This window comes from Pseudomonas brassicacearum (assembly GCF_003732265.1).
Taxonomy (GTDB): Bacteria; Pseudomonadota; Gammaproteobacteria; order Pseudomonadales; family Pseudomonadaceae; genus Aquipseudomonas; species Aquipseudomonas brassicacearum_D.
Genome location: NZ_MOBK01000152.1, coordinates 1 through 303, shown reverse-complemented (window position 1 = coordinate 303; position 303 = coordinate 1). Strand labels below are relative to the sequence as shown.

At 63.0% G+C, this 303-nt stretch carries 1 protein-coding gene; it reads right to left on the bottom strand.

What is annotated here, in order from left to right; translation table 11 throughout:
- On the bottom strand, positions 1–303 hold a 303-nt coding region (locus BK660_RS30535; RefSeq protein ID WP_185045274.1), incomplete at both ends, for an acyl-CoA dehydrogenase family protein.

The following is a 303-nucleotide window of genomic DNA, read 5'->3' as shown; positions in this document are numbered from 1 at the left end:
TTCAGCTCTTCGCTGGCGTGGGCGTTGATCGACAGGCAGGCGCCGGCAGTCAGCATCGGGTACAGACCGAAGGACAGACTCGCGGAGTTGACCATTTCTTCGACCTGCGCCGACACGGCTTTGGGCATACCCATGCCGCCGTATTGCGGATCGCCACCGACGCCAACCCAGCCGCCTTCGGCATAAGTCTGATAAGCCTGTGGGAAACCTGCCGGTGTGGTGACGGCACCGTCGGCCCAATGGCAACCTTCTTCGTCAGCGGCGCGGCTCAGTGGCGCGATGCTTTTGCTGGTGACCTTGCCG